Genomic DNA, 13,728 nt, shown 5'->3' with positions numbered 1-13,728 from the left:
CAGTCAGTGATCGTGGTCGTGCGTACCGTCGGCCACCGCGGGCGGCGGGCTTTCCTCGCCGATACGCTCCCTTGCCTCGGCGACCACGTCGGCCACCTGCAGGCGTGCCGACTCGGCGCCCTCTTCTGCCTTGCGCACACCGCGCAGCGCCCACGCCGTCGCGGTCACCGACGCCTCACGGATCGGGGCTTTCTCGTAGGCTTTCTTGACACCTTGGTAGGCGGCCACACCCACCGCGCCGGTAACGACCGTCGAGGCCGCTTTCGCCAGAAATGCTCCCAGAACCATCACTTCACCTTAGCTCTCTGCTCTCACGTATCCGGTAACTCGATAAATCCAGATGGCACAATGACCGCCGTGGCCGCGCAGACCCAGTCGATGAATCGGCGCATCGGGTCGATGCCCGTGCTCGTCATCGCGGTGCTCGCGCTTGCCGTCGCCGGAACGTCGCTGCGCTCCTTCGTCGCAGATACTCCGGACATCGCGACCGCCGCGACGGTGTTCTGCGGAATCTTCGTGCAGGCCTTGCCTTTTCTCGCACTCGGCGTGATCATCAGCGGCGCTGTTGCCACCTTCGTGACGCCGGACCGGTTGGCCCGCTGGCTCCCCCGCCGTCCGGCGGCGGCGATCCTGGCCGCCGGCGTGGGCGGCGCCGCACTGCCGGGATGCGAATGCGGCTCCGTACCCATCGCGCGCCGACTGTTCGGCGAAGGCACCGTGGGCGCCGCGGCGCTGACGTTCATGCTCGCCGCTCCCGCCATCAACCCGGTGGTGCTGGTCGCCACCGCGGTGGCGTTTCCCGGCGAACCGGGCATGGTGGCTGCCAGGTGCGCCGCCTCTCTGCTTACGGCACTGATCATGGGTGCGCTGTGGGCACGGTTCGGGCAACCGAAGTGGATCACCCGCCAGATGCCGCACGCCCACGCCGAGGGTGACACGCGCTGGGCCGTCTTCTCTGAGGCTGCCCGCCACGACTTCCTGCAGGCCTCGTCGTATCTGGTCATCGGTGCCGCGGCTGCGGCGGCCCTGCACGTCCTCGTCCCGGACTGGGTGTTCGAGCACCTCGCCAGCCAGATCCTGCTCGGCATCGTCGTGATGGCATTGCTGGCAGTCATCCTGGCCCTGTGTTCGGAGGCCGACGCGTTCGTCGCGGCCAGCCTGTCGATGCTGCCTCTGCTTCCCCGGCTGGTGTTCCTCGTCGTGGGCCCGGCGATCGACATCAAGTTGTTCGCGATGCAGGCCGGAATGTTCGGGCGCGCCTTCGCAATCCGCTTCGCCCCGGTGACATTCGTCGTCGCTGTCGTCACCGCGACATGCGTCGGTCTTCTCGTACTGGGGAACCGATGAGCCGCGAGACGGAGAACGCGCTGCTGCTGCTCGTCGGTGTGAGCGCCGGCATCATCACGGTCAGCGGCGCCTACACCCGCTACGTCAAACCGTCGCTGGAACCGTGGCTGCTGGCATCCGCCGCGCTGCTGGTCATCCTGGCGGTGACCTCGATCATCCGCGACGTCCGGCGCGGGCCCGGCACCGACACTCACGACGACCACGGACACCGCACCGGGGTCATCTGGTTGTTGATCATCCCGGTCGCTCTGCTCGCCTTCGTGGTGCCGCCCGCTATCGGGCCGCAGACCGCGCGCCCGTCCGTCGCCGACGTCTCGACCGACACGTTGCGCCGCCCCTTTCCGCCGCTGCCCGACGAGTACGCACCCGAACTGGCGCTGCCGGATCTTCTGATCCGCAACGCCCAGGATTCGGCGGGCACGCTCGACAACCGGCTCGTCTCTCTGACCGGGTTCACCATGAAAGACGGGGACCGCACGGATCTCGGCAGAATCGTCATCCTGTGTTGTGCGGCCGATGCGCAGTTGGCCCGAATCGCCCTCAGCGGACCCGCCGCTGAGCAGGCGTCGACTCTTCCCGACGGGTCGTGGGTGCGAGTCGAAGGCAAAGTACCTGCAGGGCAGAGTGATTCATCCCGAAACACGATTCCGCGCATCGACGTGTCCCTCGTCCAGCAGATCGAGCAACCCGAGAACACCTACAGCTACTGACCGTTACGCCCTCCGTAGCGGCGCCGGAACTTCTCGACCTGCCCGGCCGCGTCGACGATGCGACGACTGCCGGTCCAGAACGGGTGCGAATCGGACGTGACCTCGACGACGACGAGCGGGTATTCGCAGACGCCGTCCGGGGTTTCCCAGGCGATGGTCCGCGTGCTCGTCATCGTGGACCGGGTGAGGAACTGTTTCCCGGTGTTGGCGTCCTGGAAGACCACCGGATGGTAGTCGGGGTGAATCCCTGGCTTCATTCGAATCCTTTGCACGCACCTACTTGGCAATGATTTTCATTATCAAGATACACGGGTAGGGACCGACCCGCCGAGCCTTAGGGTGGCGTCATGCGACTCAAGCCCGGCCGGCCCGATCTCGGCGCCTACACGGCCTACTTCGACCTGCCGCGGGCCGAGTCGCGGGCGCCCCTGACCGTGTCCTGGGCCGGCGTCACGACACTGCTCGTCGACGACGGCACGTCGGCGGTGATGACCGACGGGTTCTTCTCCCGACCGAGCCTTCTCACCGTCGCCGCTCGCCCTCTCACACCCTCGCGTCCCCGCATCGACGCGGCGCTGACCCGGCTTGCCGTCCGACGCCTGGACGCCGTCACCCCGGTGCACACACATTTCGACCACGCCATGGATTCCGCCGAAGTAGCCAACATCACGGGCGCCACGCTGATCGGAGGCACCTCGGCGGCCAACATCGGCCGCGGCCGCGGACTCGACCGGATCCACGTCGCTACCCCGGGTGAGGCCGTCACCGCCGGCAATTTCGACATCACCCTCGTCGAAGGCGATCACTGCCCTCCGGACCGCTTCCCTGGCGCGATCACCGCGCCCGTCGGGCCACGCGCGCGGGCGTCGGCGTACCGGTGCGGCGAGGCCTGGTCGACACTCGTGCACCACCGTCCCACCGGGCGGCGGCTGCTGATCGTCGGCAGCGCGGGCTTCGTTCCCGGCGCGCTGGCCGATCACGGCGCCGACGTCGTCTACCTCGGTGTCGGACAGCTGGGCCTGCAGCCGGAGGACTACCTGGTCGAGTACTGGGTAGAGACGGTCCACACCGTCGGGGCCCGCCGGGTCGTACTCATCCACTGGGACGACTTCTTCCGCCCGCTCGACAAACCGTTGCGCGCGTTGCCGTTTGCCGGTGACGATCTCGACGTGTCGATGCGTGCGCTGACCCGCCTCGCCGCCGAGGACGGTGTCGCATTGCATCTGCCCACGCTGTGGCAGCCGGCGGACCCATGGAACTGACGCTCTCGATCGTCGCGCTCGTCGCGGTCCTCGGTTTCGCCCTGTTCCGCCCACACCGCTGGCCCGAGGCCGTCGTCGCCGTCCCTGCGGCAGGCCTACTGATCGGGGCCGGCGCCGTCTCCTGGGACGACGCCGTGACCGAAGTCGGACGACTGGCCCCGGTAGTCGGGTTCCTGGCCGCAATACTGGTCCTCGCCCGCCTGTGTGACGACCTCGGACTCTTCCACGCTGCGGGCACACTGATGGCCAGAGCCACCTCGGGCAGCCAGAATCGCCTTCTCACTTCGGTATTCGCGATATCGGCGGCTGTCACCGCGATCCTGAGCCTGGACGCCACCGTCGTCCTGCTGACACCCGTCGTCCTCGCGACCGCACGCGCACTGGCCGTTCCCGCCCCTCCACACGCCTATGCGACAGCGCATCTGGCCAACAGCGCCTCACTGCTGCTGCCGGTGTCCAACCTGACCAACCTGCTCGCCTTCGGCGCGGCGGGCCTGACGTTCCTCCATTTCACCGCAGCGATGTCACTGCCCTGGGTGGCCGCGATCCTCGTCGAATTCCTGCTGCTGCGTTGGATTTTCGCCAAAGACCTGAGCGTCGCTCCCCACACGGCACCGACCGGACCGCTCGAGGTGCCGGTGTTCGCGCTGGTTGTCGTCGCCCTGACCCTGGCGGGATTCGCCGTCACGTCGCTGCTCGGCTTCTCCCCCGCCTGGGCCGCGCTCGCCGGTGCGCTCGCCCTGGGGATCCGCGCGCTCGCGAGGCGCCAGACCACGGTCACGAAGATCGTGACCGCACTGGATGTTCCGTTCCTCGCCTTCGTGCTGTGCCTGGGTGTCGTGGTCGTCGCCGTGATGAACAACGGCCTCGAAACCCTGATGCACCGTGTCATCCCCGACGGCCAGGGCCTGCTCGCGCTGCTCGGTATCGCAGCGGTGGCGGCGGTCCTGTGCAACGTCGTCAACAACCTGCCCGCGGTGCTCGTTCTGTTGCCGATCGTGGCGCCCGCCGGCCCGGCCGCGGTACTCGCGGTGCTGATCGGTGTCAACGTCGGGCCCAACCTGACCTACACCGGATCCCTGGCGAATCTGTTGTGGCGCAGCGTGGTCCGCCGCGATCTCAAAGCCGGATTCGCCGAGTTCAGTCGCGTCGGGCTGTTGACGGCACCGGCGGTTCTGGTCGCGGCAGTACTCGGCCTGTGGGCCTGGATCCAGCTGTTCGGGCTCTAGCCCCGACTAGCTCGCGCGTCGCTGCCGGGCGATCTCGGCCAGCACCACGCCCGCGGCGACAGACGCGTTCAACGACTCGGTCGGCCCAGCCATCGGGATCGAGACGATGTGGTCACAGGTCTCCCGGACCAGCCGCGACAGGCCCTTGCCCTCGGACCCGACCACCACCACGATCGGGCCGTCGGCCGGCAGTTCGTCGATCGTCGTGTCACCACCGGCATCCAGACCGACCACCAGCAGGCCGGCATCGGCGAACTGCTTCAGTGTGCGCGTCAGGTTCGTCGCACGTGCCACCGGTGTGCGCGCAGCCGCGCCTGCACTCGTGCGCCACGCGACCGCCGTCACGGACGCCGACCTGCGCTGCGGAAGCACGACCCCGTGCCCACCGAACGCGGACACCGACCGGACGATCGCACCGAGGTTGCGGGGGTCGGAAATATTGTCCAGCGCGACCAGAAGTGCCGGCGCCGCATCGGATTTCGCCTCGCGCAGCAGATCGTCGGGATGCGCGTACTCGTACGGCGGCACCTGCAGCGCGACGCCCTGATGCATGCCGTTGGCGGCGATCCGGTCCAGGTCGTGACGCTGCACCTCGAGGATCGAGATCCCCCGGTCAGCCGCCATCTGCACGGACTCGGTGAGGCGCTCGTCGTTGTCGGCGCCGAGTGCGACGTACAGAGCCGTCGCGGGCACACCGGCGCGCAGGCATTCGACGACCGGATTACGCCCCAGCACGATTTCGGTGTCGTCGGTCTTCTTGTGCCTGCCCTGGGCAGACCTCGCCGCTTTGGCGGCCCGCTTGCCCGCCGGATGATGGGGCCGGTCCTTCGCGGCAGGCGTCGCACCCTTGCCCTCAAGGCCGCGGCGCCGCTGCCCGCCGGAACCGACCGTCGGACCCTTCTTCGTCCCCGCTTTGCGAATCGCGCCGCGGCGCTGTGAATTGCCCGCCATTACTTGTCCGTCCCGTCCAACAGTGACCATTGGGGACCGTCGGCGGTGTCGGTCACCTCGATACCCGCCTCTTTCAGGCGGTCGCGAATCGCGTCGGCTTCGGCCCAATCACGTTGCGCCCTGGCCTCCCCGCGGCGTTGCACCTCGGCACGCACCAGCACATCGACGGCGTTCAACGCCGCCGAGGTCTCATCGCGCGACTCCCACCGCTCATCGAGCGGATCGGCGCCGAGAATGCCCATCATCGCCCGGATCGACATCGCATGCGTCAGAGCGGCGTCGTGATCGCCGGCGTCGAGCGCCCGGTTCCCCTCCGCGCGGGCGGCATGCACCTCGGCCAGCGCGATCGGAACCGCGAGATCGTCGTCGAGGGCCGCACCGAACTTCGGCGTCCACTCACCCGGGACCACTGCTCCGACCCGGTTGCGCACCCGATGCAGGAAGTCCTCGATCCCGCTGTACGCCTTCGCCGCGTCCTGCAGCGCGTTCTCGGAGAACTCGAGCATGGACCGATAGTGCGCGCTGCCCAGGTAATAGCGCAGCTCGGCAGCCCGAACTCGCTGCAGCACAGCAGGAATCGACAGAACATTGCCCAGCGACTTGCTCATCTTCTCGCCACCCATGGTGACCCAGCCGTTGTGCAACCAGAACTTGGCGAAACCGTCGCCCGCGGCTTCGGCCTGGGCGATCTCGTTCTCGTGATGCGGGAACACCAAATCCATCCCGCCCGCGTGGATGTCGAACTCGGGACCGAGGTACTCCTCGCACATCGCGACGCACTCGGTGTGCCAACCCGGACGGCCACGCCCCCACGGCGTCGGCCACGACGGCTCACCGGGCTTGGCGCCCTTCCACAGCGTGAAGTCGCGCTGGTCGCGCTTACCTGTGGCCACGCCCTCGCCCTGATGGACGTCGTCGACCCGGTGGCCAGACAGTTTCCCGTAGTCCGGCAGCGTCGACACGTTGAAGTAGACGTCGCCGTCACCCTCGTAGGCGTGACCGCGCTCGATCAGCCGGTCGATCAACTCGACCATCTGGGTAATGTGCCCGGTCGCCCGTGGCTCCGCCGACGGCGGCAGCACGCCCAGGGCGTCATAGGCGGATGTGAAGGCGCGCTCGTAGGTGGCGGCCCACTCCCACCACGGCCTGCCCGCGTCCGCAGCCTTGTTGAGGATCTTGTCGTCGATGTCGGTGACGTTGCGGATGAACGCGACGTCGAATCCTTTGGCGGTCAGCCACCGGCGCAGCACATCGAACGCGACCCCGCTGCGGACATGCCCGATGTGGGGCAGCCCTTGCACCGTCGCACCGCACAGGTAGATGGAGACGTGACCGGGCCGCAGTGGCGCGAAATCGCGCACACCGCCAGACAAAGTGTCATAGAGCCGCATGACAGCTGCGGGGCGTTCGGTCACGACGGGCCAGCTTACCGGCCGTTTAGAGCTTTACCGTCATCGCCAACGACGAGGGCCGTCGCGATAGCCGCCAGCCCCTCTCCCCGCCCGGTCAGGCCGAGGCCGTCCGTCGTCGTCGCCGACACCGACACCGGGGCGTCGAGAAGCTCCGACAGCAGCTTCTGGGCCTCGGCGCGTCGCGGACCGATCTTCGGGCGATTCCCGATGACCTGGACGACGGCGTTGCCGACGTGCAGACCCTGCGCCTTCAGCATGGAGTGAACGTGGCGGAGCATGTCCGCACCACTGACGCCTCGCCATTGCGGCAGACCGGTTCCGAAGACCTCGCCGATGTCACCCATGCCCGCTGCTGACAGCAACGCATCGCAGAGGGCGTGGGCGGCAACGTCTCCGTCCGAATGGCCGGCACAGCCGTCCCCGTCGTCGAACAACAGGCACAACAACCAGCACGGACGACCGGCTTCGATGGGATGAACGTCGGTCCCGAGACCGACGCGGAAGGTCATGTCCGCCCTCAGGAGGCGGCGGCCAGAACCTCGTCGAGAATGGTCGACGCCTTCTCGTCATCGGTGTTCTCGGCAAGCGCGAGCTCGCCCACCAGAATCTGGCGCGCCTTGGCCAGCATCCGCTTCTCGCCCGCGGACAGGCCGCGTTCCTGATCACGACGCCACAGGTCGCGAACGACCTCGGCGACCTTGTTCACGTCACCGGAGGCCAGCTTCTCCAGATTGGCCTTGTACCGACGCGACCAGTTGGTCGGCTCCTCGGTATGGGGGGCGCGCAGCACCTGGAAGACCTTGTCCAGGCCCTCTTGTCCGACGACATCTCGCACACCCACGTACTCGGCGTTGTCTGCGGGAACACGAACGGTGAGATCGCCCTGCGAGACTTTGAGGACGAGGTACTCCTTCTGCTCGCCCTTGATGGTCCGGGTTTCGATCGCCTCGATCAACGCAGCGCCGTGGTGTGGATATACGACGGTGTCTCCGACCTTAAAAATCATCAGTTTCGAGCCCCTTTCACACCTCAATGTTAACACGGGCCGCTACGGGGGGCGGGTCAACGGTGCAGGTCAGGGGCACAGTCAGTGAACACTAGGGGTTGACACGCCAGCCAATCCGTGCATCGCGGGCGGCTTTTTCGGGGCGTTCTCGGAGCGTTTCGTGAGCGTTTCTGGGCCGCTCGCGCCCTCCGCTACCGCGCGCTTTCATGACCTACTACTCTGCATAGTCGAACCGCCGGGACCACCTGGACCCGGCGTGCCACGTCGCCCCGTCGGCCGAGCAGGAGGCCCCAGTGAACCCCAACAAACCGCGCCGTTGGGCCGTCGCGGCCATGGCGACTTGCGGACTGGCCGTGTCTCTCGTGCTGAGCGGCTGTAGCGCAGGGCAGGTCTCGCAGTCGGCGACCCAGGAGCCCGCCGTCAACGGCACCAGCGGCAAAGCCGGCAACATCGCGCTGCGCAACGTCCACATCCGCGCGTCGCAGACCACCGACTACGTCGAACCGGGATCCGAAGCCGAGCTGATCTTCGTCGCGGCGAACAATTCCGCCGACGTCCCCGACAAGCTCGTCTCGATCACGTCCGACGTGGGCACGGTCACCCTCAGCGGCGACGCCGAGGTTCCCGTCAACGGCTCGCTCGTCGTCGGCTCTCCCGACGGACAGGTGACCGCGCTGGAGGCCGTGGAGGCTGCCGACGCTGTCGACGCGACGATCGCGCTGACCAAGCCGATCTCCAACGGTCTCACCTACGACTTCACCTTCACCTTCGAGAAGGCCGGTGAGACCACCGTGGCGGTGCCGATCTCGGCCGGTGAGACACCGCGCCGCGAGGAGGCCGTCGAGGCAGGCTCGGAGTCCTCGGGCGGGCACTCCGGCGGTCACTAGGCGACACGGTCGCTGAGCACCGCGGTTCTGTCGGTGCTCCCGGTTACCGTCAGCGCGTGGCCCGGACAAATTCGAAAGTACGTTCGCAATATCGTTGCTCCGAGTGCCATCACGTCACGCCCAAATGGGTCGGCCGATGTCCGGAATGCGGCACCTGGGGAACGGTCAATGAAGTCGCACTCGCCGCGGTAGGCGGGTCGGCGACGCGCCGCCCCGTCGCGCCTGCCTCGCCTGCCGTGCCGATCAGTTCGATCGACCCGGGCACCACGCGCCACTTCCACACCGGGATCAGCGAGTTGGATCGCGTGCTCGGCGGCGGGGTGGTCCCGGGATCGGTGACGCTGCTGGCCGGCGATCCAGGTGTCGGGAAATCCACGCTGCTGCTCGAGGTCGCCCACCGCTGGGCGTCGACCGGGCGGCGGGCGCTGTACCTGTCCGGTGAGGAGTCCGCGGGCCAGATCCGGCTGCGCGCCGAGCGCACCGGGTGCACCCACGACGAGGTGTACCTGGCCGCCGAATCCGATCTGCAGACCGCTTTGGGCCACATCGACGCGGTACGGCCCAGCCTCGTGGTCGTCGATTCGGTGCAGACGATGTCGACGACCGAGGCCGACGGCGTCACCGGTGGGGTCACCCAGGTCCGCGCGGTGACCACCGCGTTGACGATGACGGCCAAGACGACCGGCGTCGCGATGCTGCTCGTCGGGCACGTCACCAAGGACGGCGCGATCGCGGGCCCGCGGTCGCTGGAGCATCTCGTCGACGTCGTGCTGCACTTCGAAGGCGATCGCGCGTCCTCGCTTCGCATGGTGCGTGGCATCAAGAACCGCTTCGGCGCCGCCGACGAGGTTGGTTGTTTCCTGTTGCACGACAACGGAATCGAGTGCGTTTCCGACCCGTCGGGACTCTTTCTCGACCAGCGCCCTAAGGCCGTGTCGGGGACCGCGGTGACCGTCACGCTCGACGGTAAGCGCCCGATGATCGGCGAGGTGCAGGCGCTGATCGGTTCACCCGCGAACGGAAGCCCACGCCGCGCCGTCAGCGGCATCGACTCCTCCCGCGCTGCGATGATCACCGCGGTGCTGGAGAAGCGGGCCAGGCTGCCGGTCGGCTCGAACGACATCTATCTATCCACGGTCGGCGGCATGCGGCTGACGGACTCGTCGTCGGACCTCGCCGTCGCGCTCGCGATCGCCTCCGCGTTCACCGATCTGGCACTGCCCACGACCGCGATCGCCATCGGTGAAGTCGGCCTGGCCGGCGACCTGCGACGCGTCACCGGCATGGACAAGCGGCTCTCCGAGGCCGCTCGGTTGGGATTCACCCATGCCGTGGTGCCCGCCGGCGTGTCGTCCCCGCCGCGCGGGCTGAGGGTCCTGCCCGCCGACAACATCGGCTCGGCATTGCAGGTACTGAGGCAGATCAGCCAGAATGGCGCGAGCCAGCGACATTGAGGGATGAGGGGTGGCCGTGAAATCGTCGACGGGCAGAACCTCGCGCACCGTCGTGCCGATGACGCGGCCGACCCTGAGGGAGACCATCTCGCGGCTCGCACCCGGGACGCCGCTGCGCGACGGACTCGAACGCATCCTGCGCGGCCGCACCGGGGCGTTGATCCTCATCGGCTACGACGACAGCGTCGAAACGATCTGCGACGGCGGCTTCTCGCTGGACGTCCGCTACGCGCCGACCCGGCTGCGCGAACTGTCCAAGATGGACGGCGCGGTCGTGCTCTCCAGCGACGGCAGCCGAATCCTGCGCGCCAACGTCCAGCTCGTCCCCGACCCGTCCATACCGACCGAAGAATCCGGCACCAGGCACCGCTCCGCCGAGCGCACGGCGATCCAGACCGGCTACCCGGTGATCTCCGTCAGCCACTCGATGAGCATCGTGACTGTCTACGTGGCCGGAGAGCGCCACGTCATTCCCGACTCGGCGACGATCCTGTCGCGCGCCAACCAGACCATCGACACCCTGGAGCGCTACAAGACGCGTCTCGACGAGGTCAGCAGACAGCTGTCGGCCGCCGAGATCGAGGACTTCGTGACGCTGCGCGACGTCATGACGGTTGTCCAGCGGTTGGAGATGGTGCGACGCATCAGCCTGGAGATCGACTCGGACGTCGTCGAACTCGGCACCGACGGGCGCCAGCTCAAGCTCCAGCTCGACGAGCTCGTCGGCGACAACGAGACCGACCGCGAGCTGATCGTGCGCGACTATCACGCAAACCCCGACCCTCCGCTGTCGGCGCAGGTGACGGCGACACTCGAAGAACTCGACGGGCTCTCCGACAATGAGCTGCTCGACTTCACCACGCTGGCAAGGGTTTTCGGATACCCGTCGACGGCAGAAGCGCAGGACTCCGCAATGAGCTCACGCGGCTACCGAGCGATGTCGGGCATTCCGCGGCTGCAATTCGCCCACGTCGACCTGCTGGTGCGGAACTTCGGCTCACTGCAGGGGCTGCTCGCCGCGAGCGCCAGCGACCTTCAGTCCGTCGAGGGCATCGGCTCCATGTGGGCGCGCCACATCAGGGAAGGGCTCTCCCAGCTGGCCGAGTCGACCATCGCCGACCGGCTGGCTTAACCGACGGGAGCTGGTGCCGGCCCTGGCTGCGGGTTCGGCGGCGGCGCCGCCTCGGCCAGGATGAATGGCACCGGGGCAGACCTGAGGTTTCCGAGCTGGACGACCAGGTTGTACATGCCGGGCCCGATCGGCTGCCGCGGCAGCGGGCAGTTCGGCGCAGAACCCATCCCGGTCCACGTCACCTCGGTGGTGACCTGCTCGCCGGGCTGGAACGTCTTGATCAGCGTCTCGTTGGACGGCGCGCAATCGAGGTTCGACCACAGGCGATTGTTCTCCAGCGTGTACACGTAGGCGGCCAGCACCGCAGCACCGACGTCGCGCTGGCAGGCGACGAGACCGATGTTGGTGACGACCATCGTGAACTTCGGCTGGTCACCGACGATGAACTGCGGCTGGTTCGTGATGCCCTTGACCGCCAGCGTCGAGTCGGGGCAGTCGTCGCCCTCTTTGAGGATCGGCGGCGGCGCCACCGCAGCCGTCGGGGTCGGCGTTGGCGGTGGCGCCTGCTGGGCCGGGGGCTGGATCGGGGACTTGACCTCGGGGTTCTCCCCTGGCAGCGGCGTCGGCGGGGCGGCTTCTCCCGTCGCAGCCGTCGACTCGTTCGCGGTCGGCTGCTCGGTGCTGCTGGTGTTCAGCACGACCACCGTGATCACGGCGACCACAATGCCGATGACCAACGCGGCAAGACCGATCGCCAGCGCCCTGCGTCGCCAATAAATTTGCCTGGGCAGAGGCCCATGCGGTTCCAGATCCAGCACAACATCACGGTAAGGGCACGTCATCCCGCCCTGTCCGAGGTTGCTCGGCGTGTCGCCTAGCTTTCGCCGATGTCACCGATATGGTCGCGCAACACCACCTGGCCGTCCGCCAGGTGGTAGGTCAGGCCGACGATCGCCACCCTGCCCGACTCGACCGCGTTGGCGACGGCGGTCGAACGCTCCAGCAGCTGTTTGCCGGTCTCGATGACGTGCCTGGCCTCGAATTCGTCGACACGCGCAAGGCCGTCGCGGCGGCCGACGAGGATCGACGGCGTCACCCGCTCGACCACGTCGCGGACGTATCCGCCGGGCACGTCACCGGTGTCGATCGCCGCCAGCGTCGCGCCGACGGCACCACAGCTGTCGTGGCCCAGCACGACGATCAGAGGCACGTTGAGGACGGTGACGGCGTACTCGATGGAGCCGAGGACGGCGCCGTCGATCACATGGCCCGCTGTGCGGATGACGAACATGTCACCGAGACCCTGATCGAAGATGATCTCGGCGGCGACGCGGCTGTCGGAGCAACCGAACACGATCGCGGTCGGCTTCTGCGCCGCCGCGAGGCTGGCGCGGTGCTCGGCACTTTGATCGGGGTGCTCGACCTTCCCCGAGACGAAGCGGTCGTTACCCTCCTTGAGTGCTTTCCAAGCGGTCAACGGGTTCGTGTTAGGCATGGCCGTCATTGTGCCCGAGCCGGTCTCGTTGATCGATCCGAACGAGTTGATCGGTTGGTACGACCGCGAGCAACGCGATCTGCCGTGGCGGCGGCCGGGCGTCTCAGCCTGGCAGATTCTGGTCAGCGAATTCATGTTGCAGCAGACACCTGTCGCCCGGGTCGAGCCGATCTGGCTGGATTGGATCGCGCGCTGGCCCACCCCGTCGGAGACGGCGGCCGCAAGCGCCGCCGACGTTCTGCGGGCCTGGGGCAAACTCGGCTACCCGCGCCGGGCGAAGCGTTTGCACGAATGCGCGGTGACGATCGCCACCCGGTACGGCGACGTCGTGCCCGATGACGTCGAGACACTGTTGACGCTGCCGGGCATCGGCACCTACACGGCGCGGGCCGTCGCGTGCTTCGCCTACCGGCAGCGGGTTCCGGTGGTCGACACCAACGTGCGCCGGGTGGTCGCTCGCGTCGTGCACGGCCGCCACGACGCCGGCTCCCCGTCGTCACGAGACCTCGGCGACGTCGAGGCGCTGCTCCCGCACGACGAGACGGCGCCGCAGTTCTCGGTGGCGCTGATGGAGCTCGGTGCGACGGTGTGCACAGCACGAGCCCCTCGGTGCGGTCTGTGCCCGCTGAGGCATTGCCAATGGCGCGCACTGGGATTCCCGGCGGGTCCCGGGCCCGCCAAGAAGGCGCAACGGTACGCGGGCACCGACCGCCAGGTTCGCGGGCGACTGCTCGACGTGCTGCGCGGCAACGATGCCCCTGTCACGCGGGCCGAACTGGACCTGGCCTGGACGACCGACACCGCGCAGCGCGACCGTGCCCTGGGTTCGCTGCTTGTGGACGGACTCGTGGAACAGACCGCCGACGGCCGCTTCGCACTGTGCGGCGAGGGCGAGTGAGCGCG

At 67.9% G+C, this 13,728-nt stretch carries 16 protein-coding genes; 8 read left to right on the top strand and 8 right to left on the bottom strand.

Annotated features, from left to right (window positions below; all coding sequences use genetic code 11):
* Positions 1–3: 3 nt before the first annotated feature.
* A complete protein-coding gene (locus P9A17_RS11960) occupies positions 4–288 on the bottom strand; it encodes a DUF1490 family protein (protein ID WP_278038861.1) in 285 nt (94 codons plus the stop codon).
* A gap of 60 nt (positions 289–348) precedes the next feature.
* Here P9A17_RS11960 and P9A17_RS11955 point away from each other — a divergent pair, with 60 nt between their 5' ends.
* Both P9A17_RS11955 and P9A17_RS11950 read left to right on the top strand, forming a co-directional pair.
* The gene (locus P9A17_RS11955) at positions 349–1,347 is read left to right on the top strand and encodes a permease (protein WP_278038860.1); all 999 of its coding nucleotides are present in this window, start codon (positions 349–351) and stop codon (positions 1,345–1,347) included.
* Positions 1,344–2,057, top strand: coding sequence for a TIGR03943 family protein (locus P9A17_RS11950; RefSeq protein ID WP_278038859.1), 714 nt, complete (start codon positions 1,344–1,346; stop codon positions 2,055–2,057). Before P9A17_RS11955 ends, P9A17_RS11950 begins: the two co-directional genes overlap by 4 nt.
* Here the strand turns inward: P9A17_RS11950 and P9A17_RS11945 are convergent.
* Entirely contained in the window at positions 2,051–2,314 is a 264-nt protein-coding gene (locus P9A17_RS11945; protein WP_278038858.1) for a type B 50S ribosomal protein L31, read from the bottom strand. The two genes, P9A17_RS11950 and P9A17_RS11945, sit on opposite strands and share 7 nt — an antisense overlap.
* A gap of 90 nt (positions 2,315–2,404) precedes the next feature.
* Between P9A17_RS11945 and P9A17_RS11940 the strand changes: the two genes are divergently transcribed.
* Positions 2,405–3,319, top strand: coding sequence for an MBL fold metallo-hydrolase (locus P9A17_RS11940; RefSeq protein ID WP_278038857.1), 915 nt, complete (start codon positions 2,405–2,407; stop codon positions 3,317–3,319).
* Positions 3,310–4,548 carry an ArsB/NhaD family transporter gene (locus P9A17_RS11935; RefSeq protein ID WP_278038856.1) on the top strand — a complete coding sequence of 413 codons (1,239 nt, stop codon included), beginning with the start codon at positions 3,310–3,312 and terminating at the stop codon, positions 4,546–4,548. Before P9A17_RS11940 ends, P9A17_RS11935 begins: the two co-directional genes overlap by 10 nt.
* 6 nt (positions 4,549–4,554) lie before the next feature.
* Here P9A17_RS11935 and rlmB read toward each other — a convergent pair whose 3' ends face one another.
* From rlmB to carD, 4 genes are read right to left on the bottom strand one after another with little or no spacing between them, the layout of a single operon-like run.
* On the bottom strand, positions 4,555–5,499 hold the full coding sequence (gene rlmB / locus P9A17_RS11930) for a 23S rRNA (guanosine(2251)-2'-O)-methyltransferase RlmB (RefSeq protein WP_278038855.1): 945 nt from the start codon (positions 5,497–5,499) through the stop codon (positions 4,555–4,557).
* Complete coding sequence (cysS, locus tag P9A17_RS11925) at positions 5,499–6,914, bottom strand: cysteine--tRNA ligase (RefSeq protein ID WP_278038854.1); 1,416 nt, start codon at positions 6,912–6,914, stop codon at positions 5,499–5,501. Before cysS ends, rlmB begins: the two co-directional genes overlap by 1 nt.
* A gap of 11 nt (positions 6,915–6,925) precedes the next feature.
* On the bottom strand, positions 6,926–7,420 hold the full coding sequence (gene ispF, locus P9A17_RS11920; protein WP_278038853.1) for a 2-C-methyl-D-erythritol 2,4-cyclodiphosphate synthase: 495 nt from the start codon (positions 7,418–7,420) through the stop codon (positions 6,926–6,928).
* A gap of 8 nt (positions 7,421–7,428) precedes the next feature.
* The gene (gene carD / locus P9A17_RS11915; protein WP_278038852.1) at positions 7,429–7,917 is read right to left on the bottom strand and encodes an RNA polymerase-binding transcription factor CarD; all 489 of its coding nucleotides are present in this window, start codon (positions 7,915–7,917) and stop codon (positions 7,429–7,431) included.
* A 332-nt stretch (positions 7,918–8,249) separates the two neighbouring features.
* On the opposite strand from carD, the gene P9A17_RS11910 reads away from it, so the two are divergent.
* The 3 genes from P9A17_RS11910 to disA are packed head-to-tail and all read left to right on the top strand — an operon-like array spanning position 8,250 to position 11,390.
* Complete coding sequence (locus P9A17_RS11910) at positions 8,250–8,804, top strand: hypothetical protein (RefSeq protein WP_278039823.1); 555 nt, start codon at positions 8,250–8,252, stop codon at positions 8,802–8,804.
* A 56-nt stretch (positions 8,805–8,860) separates the two neighbouring features.
* Entirely contained in the window at positions 8,861–10,258 is a 1,398-nt protein-coding gene (radA, locus tag P9A17_RS11905) for a DNA repair protein RadA (RefSeq protein ID WP_278038851.1), read from the top strand.
* 58 nt (positions 10,259–10,316) lie between these two features.
* Positions 10,317–11,390, top strand: coding sequence for a DNA integrity scanning diadenylate cyclase DisA (gene disA, locus P9A17_RS11900; RefSeq protein WP_278038850.1), 1,074 nt, complete (start codon positions 10,317–10,319; stop codon positions 11,388–11,390).
* Here disA and P9A17_RS11895 read toward each other — a convergent pair.
* Together P9A17_RS11895 and P9A17_RS11890 are read right to left on the bottom strand one after the other, a co-directional pair.
* Complete coding sequence (locus P9A17_RS11895; RefSeq protein ID WP_278038849.1) at positions 11,387–12,148, bottom strand: hypothetical protein; 762 nt, start codon at positions 12,146–12,148, stop codon at positions 11,387–11,389. The genes disA and P9A17_RS11895 overlap by 4 nt on opposite strands.
* Before the next feature lie 56 nt (positions 12,149–12,204).
* Positions 12,205–12,825 (bottom strand): carbonic anhydrase, encoded by a 621-nt coding sequence (locus tag P9A17_RS11890; protein WP_278038848.1) that lies wholly within the window; start codon positions 12,823–12,825, stop codon positions 12,205–12,207.
* On the opposite strand from P9A17_RS11890, the gene P9A17_RS11885 reads away from it, so the two are divergent.
* Positions 12,824–13,723, top strand: a complete 900-nt coding sequence (locus P9A17_RS11885; protein WP_278038847.1) for an A/G-specific adenine glycosylase — start codon at positions 12,824–12,826, stop codon at positions 13,721–13,723. The two genes, P9A17_RS11890 and P9A17_RS11885, sit on opposite strands and share 2 nt — an antisense overlap.
* The last annotated feature ends 5 nt before the right edge of the window (positions 13,724–13,728 follow it).

It is taken from the genome of Mycobacterium sp. 236(2023), from assembly GCF_029623955.1.
In the GTDB taxonomy this organism is placed as follows: Bacteria; Actinomycetota; Actinomycetes; order Mycobacteriales; family Mycobacteriaceae; genus Mycobacterium.
This window is presented reverse-complemented; position numbering and strand designations above follow the sequence as displayed.

What these genes read in the sequence shown, in the direction of transcription:
- P9A17_RS11960 (WP_278038861.1), bottom strand. Translation starts at nt 288, where the DNA reads ATGGTTCTGGGAGCATTTCTGGCGAAAGCGGCCTCGACGGTCGTTACC.
- P9A17_RS11955 (WP_278038860.1), top strand. Translation starts at nt 349, where the DNA reads ATGACCGCCGTGGCCGCGCAGACCCAGTCGATGAATCGGCGCATCGGG.
- P9A17_RS11950 (WP_278038859.1), top strand. Translation starts at nt 1,344, where the DNA reads ATGAGCCGCGAGACGGAGAACGCGCTGCTGCTGCTCGTCGGTGTGAGC.
- P9A17_RS11945 (WP_278038858.1), bottom strand. Translation starts at nt 2,314, where the DNA reads ATGAAGCCAGGGATTCACCCCGACTACCATCCGGTGGTCTTCCAGGAC.
- P9A17_RS11940 (WP_278038857.1), top strand. Translation starts at nt 2,405, where the DNA reads ATGCGACTCAAGCCCGGCCGGCCCGATCTCGGCGCCTACACGGCCTAC.
- P9A17_RS11935 (WP_278038856.1), top strand. Translation starts at nt 3,310, where the DNA reads ATGGAACTGACGCTCTCGATCGTCGCGCTCGTCGCGGTCCTCGGTTTC.
- rlmB (WP_278038855.1), bottom strand. Translation starts at nt 5,499, where the DNA reads ATGGCGGGCAATTCACAGCGCCGCGGCGCGATTCGCAAAGCGGGGACG.
- ispF (WP_278038853.1), bottom strand. Translation starts at nt 7,420, where the DNA reads ATGACCTTCCGCGTCGGTCTCGGGACCGACGTTCATCCCATCGAAGCC.
- carD (WP_278038852.1), bottom strand. Translation starts at nt 7,917, where the DNA reads ATGATTTTTAAGGTCGGAGACACCGTCGTATATCCACACCACGGCGCT.
- P9A17_RS11910 (WP_278039823.1), top strand. Translation starts at nt 8,250, where the DNA reads ATGGCGACTTGCGGACTGGCCGTGTCTCTCGTGCTGAGCGGCTGTAGC.
- disA (WP_278038850.1), top strand. Translation starts at nt 10,317, where the DNA reads ATGACGCGGCCGACCCTGAGGGAGACCATCTCGCGGCTCGCACCCGGG.
- P9A17_RS11885 (WP_278038847.1), top strand. Translation starts at nt 12,824, where the DNA reads ATGGCCGTCATTGTGCCCGAGCCGGTCTCGTTGATCGATCCGAACGAG.
- P9A17_RS11890 (WP_278038848.1), bottom strand. Translation starts at nt 12,825, where the DNA reads ATGCCTAACACGAACCCGTTGACCGCTTGGAAAGCACTCAAGGAGGGT.